The 6,555-nt window shown below is 58.7% G+C and carries 4 protein-coding genes and 4 pseudogenes; 2 read left to right on the plus strand and 6 right to left on the minus strand.

Annotation, left to right across the window (positions count from 1 at the left end; all coding sequences use genetic code 11):
• The 4 genes and pseudogenes from VSR34_RS37020 to VSR34_RS37035 all read right to left on the minus strand — a co-directional run.
• Nucleotides 1–88 (minus strand): annotated as a pseudogene (locus tag VSR34_RS37020) (IS6 family transposase); the annotation flags it as partial.
• Between the two features lie 553 nt (nt 89–641).
• The gene (locus VSR34_RS37025) at nt 642–1,475 is read right to left on the minus strand and encodes a GSU2403 family nucleotidyltransferase fold protein (RefSeq protein WP_342965082.1); all 834 of its coding nucleotides are present in this window, start codon (nt 1,473–1,475) and stop codon (nt 642–644) included.
• Nucleotides 1,472–2,611 carry an RpiR family transcriptional regulator gene (locus VSR34_RS37030; RefSeq protein ID WP_342965083.1) on the minus strand — a complete coding sequence of 380 codons (1,140 nt, stop codon included), beginning with the start codon at nt 2,609–2,611 and terminating at the stop codon, nt 1,472–1,474. The genes VSR34_RS37025 and VSR34_RS37030 overlap by 4 nt, the downstream gene beginning before the upstream one ends.
• Before the next feature lie 356 nt (nt 2,612–2,967).
• A pseudogene (locus VSR34_RS37035) lies at nt 2,968–3,820 on the minus strand (IS256 family transposase); the annotation flags it as partial.
• A gap of 393 nt (nt 3,821–4,213) precedes the next feature.
• Between VSR34_RS37035 and VSR34_RS37040 the strand changes: the two are divergent.
• Complete coding sequence (locus tag VSR34_RS37040) at nt 4,214–4,654, plus strand: hypothetical protein (RefSeq protein WP_342965084.1); 441 nt, start codon at nt 4,214–4,216, stop codon at nt 4,652–4,654.
• Between the two features lie 222 nt (nt 4,655–4,876).
• Here VSR34_RS37040 and VSR34_RS37045 read toward each other — a convergent pair whose 3' ends face one another.
• Nucleotides 4,877–5,767, minus strand: a complete 891-nt coding sequence (locus VSR34_RS37045) for an IS630 family transposase (protein WP_342965085.1) — start codon at nt 5,765–5,767, stop codon at nt 4,877–4,879.
• Between the two features lie 183 nt (nt 5,768–5,950).
• Nucleotides 5,951–6,076, minus strand: a pseudogene (locus VSR34_RS37050) (IS200/IS605 family transposase); the annotation flags it as partial.
• A gap of 121 nt (nt 6,077–6,197) precedes the next feature.
• On the opposite strand from VSR34_RS37050, the pseudogene VSR34_RS37055 reads away from it, so the two are divergent.
• Nucleotides 6,198–6,437, plus strand: a pseudogene (locus VSR34_RS37055) (transposase); the annotation flags it as partial.
• Between the last annotated feature and the right edge of the window lie 118 nt (nt 6,438–6,555).

Here is a 6,555-nt window from a genome sequence, read left to right on the forward strand (position 1 = left end):
GGCTGAACCGGAAATACCAGCGAACCGCGCAACTGATGACGACGGCAGGGAAGCGGTGGCCGTGATAAAGCGGTTTTGTCTTCTTCATTACGTCATTCTACCGCCCCCTCTCCATCAACCTGACAGACCCTCGCGGTGATGTTCCGAAATTCCACCTCGCCGATCACGCGACAAACTCACCTGCCGCCTCTCGAATTGTTCGCGACGTAACAGGCGGCACGCGGCCGCTCGTACAGTTGCGAAGTAGCCCGGTCATGCCCCGGTGAAGGTTGGCGATTCAGATTCCTCCGTACCACCACCGTCCAGACGGAACTGCTCGATGATCCGTTGGTTGTAGTCGTCAAGGTAGGCCTGCAACTCACGGCGCCCTAACAGGCGCACTGATGCAGCGTTGGCGAGTTCTGTAGCTGATCGTGTGAAATAGCCGTGCTGACACGTGCTGCGAGCTCGTCTCATCTACGAGAAGAACTCCGACGATGCGCTCGCGCCGGTGTTGAACCGGCTCATCGAACACAAGGATCGTCCAGCGACTGGCCAAAAATTCCCGTTGAACGGAAATATGACTCGGGCCACCGCTTCGGGCAAGCCCACCGAGACCGGCACGAGCGAAGCATGAGCATTCGGTTAACTGGCAGATCGGGCTAGACCTCGCCGAAGAGGTCCTCGAAGCCTTCCCTGCACAGCTGAAGCATTGCCTCAGGGTCCCGCTTGTCAGCTGGAATCGCCGCCGCTTCGCGGATGACGTCGTTCATCCCTGAAAACAGTTCCCTGACGCCGTCGCGAACTGACTTTTGCTGGTTTGCATGCAGCGTGCCCTCAAGTTCCTTCCAGATCGGGACGAGGTCGGTCTCGATCGCTCCGTAGAAGAGCTGGAGCGTGTCGTGGATGTAGAGCACGTCCTGAGCGCGCTTTTGTCCCACCCGCTTGTCCCGGATCAGAAGCTTCTGGATCATGAAACTCGCCGGGTTCGGCACGCGAAGATCGGCCACCGCCTCATCCAGCCCGGACTCATCTTTCGGGATGGTTACAAGGCAAGGCTTGTAGAGCAGTACTTCCAGGAAACGAAGCTTTTGCGCAACGACACCAGCGTGCAGTTCCGTTGCGTCCTCTTCCCATCCTCCTTTCCCGTCGCGCTTCCTCCCGCTGCCCGTGAGTGGGGTAAGAAACTCCGCGTAAAACCCGTTTGCGTCACTGCCCAGGTTGTAACGCATCGCTGGCGGTCTGAACCCGCCAGCAAGGTTCGGCTCTTCGGTGAACCCAGCCCCTTCCAATGCCTTCTTTATATCGCCTTCGAGCAGTTCGTGCGTGTCGTAGGCCACATCTGCGTCTTGGGTGAAGATCGGATTGTGGTCCGCCGTGTAAGCACGCGGCTCATAGCGGTACAGCCGGAATGCCCATCCGCCAACAAAGACGATCTGCTTGCGCCATGGCTCGAGCGTCATCGCCAGTCTGCTGAAGTCTGCCAATTCGCTCACATTTTTTCTCCCACAATGCTTGCCAGCACGCCGTGCTCGAGCTCGGCTGCCTGCTCGGCACCTCGCGTCGTATCGGCGGAGACGTCAAGCCACGTCTGGACAATGTCGGACACCCAGACGCCCTCGCGCATCACGCGCCCGCGAAGCAGCGACTGAGGATACGGGTGTTGCTTCAGAATCAGATCCGGCCGCTCACCCTCGAGCGCACGCTTCAGCCCCCGCCAGCCTTCAACTGCTGCGAGATTGGGCACCCACAAAGTCGGCAATGCGCCATGGACGTGCCCTACGCCCAGTGCGTGCGCCGCCGCGAACTGGCCCAGTGTCGCCCCCTCTTCCCGCTTGAGCGTCTTTCGTAACTGCTGCTCCTCGGGCACGCCACGCACGAGAAATTTCATCGGCACGCTGACTGTCGGTTTCACGTAGGCGGCCTTCCACCGCTGCGCGAGCTTGCGTCGTTGGACGAGTCGCAGGTGCGGCACCGCCTCGACGAAGTCTTCCTCTTTCAGGGCATTGACGAGCCGCGTAGCGGTCATGACCGATACACCCGCTTCGCGTGCAAGGTCGGTCGCCGTCATGTACGTCTTCTCCGGGGCATTGATCAGGTTCTCTCGCACGATATCGGCCGCGAGCAGGAGCTTGAGCATCCATTGGACGAGATCGGAGAAAACGAGCGTCGGCGGTGCGGAATGGCTGCTGCGCCGCACACTCACTGGCCGTTTATCGGCCTCCAGTCCCGGAAAGTCAACGTACAGCGGCACGTCCGACAGGATGGCGACAGGTTCCCCTTTGCCATACGCACGCTGAAAATCTCCAAGCTTGGTGACGAGCGCCTGCGATGCGCTTCCCACCCAGATGAGGACAGCGGGATGGGACTTGCCCGGCTTTGCATTGGCGTGGACGCGCGATTCGAGCAGCGCCTGCGAGAAAAGCGGTATCACCCGATCGGCGCGCCCTTCCGTTAGGGCTTTCAATACCGCGTGATACGTCTGACCGTGAGGGCTGGTCAGGACGAAATCTCCGCCCTTGCCGTGCTCACTGTCCTCCTGGACTTGCCAACCGTTGCTTTCGAAGAGCGAATAAACGGCGTGTCGCGCGAGACGGTCGGTTGCCCCGGTCAGGGAGTGTGTGTCGCTCATGATTCACCTGGCCACGCTATTTCAGTTGGCCATGTGAAATCACATGGCCACGTTAGATCACACGCCCATGTTACTCCGCGTCGCACAGGAGGTGCAAGTGAGACGACATCCGCCCTACGGAAAACAGCTGACCAAAGGCCCAGCGACCACGCGTCGAGTTGTATATTGGGGCCCGAATAAACACTCCCAGTCAGTGCGGACTGCCCTCCTCTGTTACGCCGTATTCCGCGTTCAAGTCTTCCGGTCGGACTTTTAAGCGCCATGCCAGACCCTTTTAAGGAAAAGCTCTGAGACTACGTAGGCACCCCCTCGGACGGGGCGGCAATATTTGGCAGACCTCACGTCTCGTTCTTGCCGTGAAACCAACAGCGCTGGTGCCGTATCTGCGGGAACACCTCTTCAAGCGCCGCCCACAATCCCATCGCGCCGTCGCCGACCGCGAGCAGCGGTGGTGCCTGCAGGCCTCGTTTCTTCAGGTCGAGCAGCAGCTCTTTCCAGGATTCCTTCGATTCGCGATAACCGTCGCTGCGCGCCACGCGCTCCTTGCTGCCATCGGGCTTCACACCGATGATCACCAGCAGGCACTGACCATCAGAATCCTCGGCGCGAGCCTGCGTGTGGATGCCGTCGGCCCACCAGTAGACCCAGCGCGAGCCCGACAGGTCGCGCTTGTTCCACTGCTCGAACTCTTCTGACCATGCGGCCTTCAGGCGGCTCACAACGCTCGCCGACAGCCCTTTGGCCTGCTCGCCGAGTAGCTCGGACAGCGTCGCCCATGTCGCCAGTCGAGACGCCTCGCAGGTACAGCCACGGCAGCGACGACGACACTCGCGGGGACTTGCGCACGTAGGGCGGCACGACCGTCGAATTGAACTTCACGCCCGAACCCGAACGGTCTCGCACCTTTGGCACCTGAACGGGCACAGGGCCCACAGCCGTGACGATCTCGCGCTCTGGCAGATAGCCGTTGCGGACGACCGCCCTCCGGCCATCGATCGTCTTCACATTCGAATACTGCTCGAGCATTGCCGCCAGTTCCGCCTCAATTGCCTGCTGGATAATCCGCCGCGCCCCTTGCTGGATCAGATCGTCCAGGCCGGGCGTACCCTTGATGTCTGCTTCTGCCGTTTGACTGCCGCTCGTATCCTGCGTATGTTTCGCCATGGTGGTGGAGTTCGATTGAGGAAGTGTTACCGTGAGAAGCAACATTCTCCTTCAATCGCCACCGCCTTCTCCTGCCTCTTCCCTACGCCGCGTACACCACTTTCAACGATAGCTCATCAAGGTCAAGGGCCAGTGGAAATGCTTGCTGCGGGCCATGAACAAACTGCTGCGCCACAGTTCGCTCGGACTGAACTGCATATCAATTATCTTGATGTTAAATGTCTTGTTTCTCTCTTGTCCACGCAGCAAAATGTACCTCACGGTGAGCGCTAACCAATTGGACTCGCAAAGGTTGAGAGATTGATTGGTAATGGATGGCACCTCTTAAATCACTAGGATCTCGTGTGGCCGTTGAGCTACTGACTTCTCAAGAATGGTTGGACACCTTCGTACGCCGTGCATCACGACGCGTTTCCTCTTTCTCCTTCGGAAATGGATATGGCAGAACTCGTAAAAATTACCAACGACAACCTTGGTACTGTGCAGATTTGGGGGTTCCATGGGGAATGTAGCGTAAGGGACGTCGCAGCGGCTCTTGAGAAGATCGCTGCAGGGCTAAAGGGCGACAGCCATACGATTCACGTAATGTCGGGCACCCACGGCTATTGCGGCGTGGGACAAGTCGGTGCTGTCGCAACGCGCGAGCAAAGGTTTGCGGAAGAAGATCGGGCTCTCGCCCATCCCGTGACGGCAGACAACAAGGCCATTGCTGTGGCTGTCCACGACTTCAATACAAACAAACTGCCGGCTCCCGACTATGTGTCAGCTGCAATGGCCAAGCTCAACAAGGACATCCGCAACATCGTGGCAGAGACGCCCGGGATTCCTACATTTCTGCTCGCCTATTGCTGCAGTGCAGGCACGAAGTTGCGGTGGTGAGATCCCCGGGGTTTTGTCTTCGAGTCGCCCTCGGAGTCGTACAACCAATCCACTGCCCGCTCAGCCCGAGCCAGAATGGATGCCGTTCCGTTGAGGTCAAACACATCCAAAGCCAATCGCTGGAAATTGTGGCCGCCTAGAAGAGGCTTATCTAGGTTCCTCTGGCTCCTTCTGCGACGAAAGCTCGTAAATTACTGACGGGTGCATCAAATATGGCGTTATTTATTGGGTGGCGTAACTGACATGTCTTTCCTTGAACAGATTGCGAATCACGTGCGGTTCCTTCTGCCGTCGATGCAGATGCCGGCGGACTGTGCCGACCATGTCCGCCTTGCTGGTCGGTCGGCTCTTGCCCAGCGCGTTGGTTTTGACGTCCTGGTTGAGCAGTTCGTCCGGGTTCAGTTCGGGACAGTAGCCAGGCAGCCGGATCAGTCGCAGACGCGTGGCGTTCTCGGCGACGAACTTCCTGACGGTGGCGGACCGATGCACCGGATGCCCGTCAACGATCAGATAGATCTTGCGTGTGGCCTGCCTGATCAGCCGCTTCATGAATTCGATGAAAGTTGCATTCCTGAACGTGCCTTCAAAGACCATGAAGCTCAATTCGCCGCGGTTGGTGATCGCCGAGATCATGTTGCAACCGAAGCGCTTGCCGGTCGCGCGGACCACCGGCGTTTCGCCCTTCAAGGCGAAGCTGGTTCCGCTGATGTGGTCGCTTCGCAATCCCATTTCGTCGCCCCAGTAGATTGTCGCGCCTTCCTGCTTTGCTTCCTTCGCAATCGTTGGGTAATCCTCGTTCAGCCAGCGCTCGATCGCTTCGTCCTTTCTTTCGTAGGCCCGTCGCACCGGCTTCTGCGCACTCATACCCCACGCCTTCAGGTATCGACCCGCCGTCCACTTCGACACCGTAATGCCGTACTGCCTTTCGATCAGTTGCGCGACCGATTCGCGGGTCCACAGGTAGAACGGCATCGACAGTTGATCCGGCATCCGCTCGATGATCAGCTTGCGGATTTTTACGGCTTGCCGATGAGTCAGGTGGCCGCTTCCCGGTCGACGGCCCCGCTTGCCCGACCTCAGCGCCCGCAGGCCGCCTTCCCGCGCAGTCTTCATCCACCTGCTTATCGCGCAAACTCACACGGTACGTTCGAGCGGCCTCGACTTGCGTCATCCCGTCGCGCACCGCCTGCACCACCATCTTTCTCAGGTGCGCCTGCGTCGACTGGTCCAGTTTTCGAGCATCGGTTTTCGGGTTCATACCCGTATAACGCATCACGCCTTATTTGGTGCACCTGTCAGTATCTCGCGGAATTGCCGCCTGAGCGGACCGATGATTCGCTCCTTGCGCCGACTTCGCATGAACACTACGAGATACTTGCAGTCCCATCTCGTGTGGCTAAGGCTTTGTTGATACTCCTTCAGCTTGGATTTTTGGCGGACGTTACCCCCACCGACTGTCGTAAAGCTTATAACTTGGTGAGTATCCTCCCCGGGAATCTAGAAGGTGTTATGAACTTTCGGCCAGACCTGGTACCCTGGCGGGATGAAAAAACGCAGCCCTTACCCAACGGATGTATCGGATGAAGAGTGGTACTTCGCCGCGCCGTACCTGACCTTGATGAACAAGGACGCGCCTCAGCGTCGCTACGAATTGCGCGAGATGTTCAACGCCTTGCGCTGGATTGTCCGCGCGGGTGCACCGTGGCGTCTGCTGCCCAATGACTTTCCGCCGTGGGAGGCGGTCTACCAGCAGACGCAACGCTGGATCCAGGCGGGCTGTTTCGAGATCCTATGAGCGAAGGCCTTGACATGCTGACGCCTAAAATCAGCGTGCTGAGGTTTGGCTCCGAGGAGAACATCATGCGTATCGATCAGGCATACACGGGTAGTGGTGACGGACT

The sequence above is a fragment of the Paraburkholderia sp. JHI2823 genome (genome assembly GCF_038900695.1).
Taxonomy (GTDB): Bacteria; Pseudomonadota; Gammaproteobacteria; order Burkholderiales; family Burkholderiaceae; genus Paraburkholderia; species Paraburkholderia mimosarum.

Coding starts and splice junctions, on each gene's coding strand:
- VSR34_RS37030 (WP_342965083.1), bottom strand. CDS start 2,611: ATGAGCGACACACACTCCCTGACCGGGGCAACCGACCGTCTCGCGCGA.
- VSR34_RS37040 (WP_342965084.1), top strand. CDS start 4,214: ATGGCAGAACTCGTAAAAATTACCAACGACAACCTTGGTACTGTGCAG.
- VSR34_RS37045 (WP_342965085.1), bottom strand. CDS start 5,767: ATGAAGACTGCGCGGGAAGGCGGCCTGCGGGCGCTGAGGTCGGGCAAG.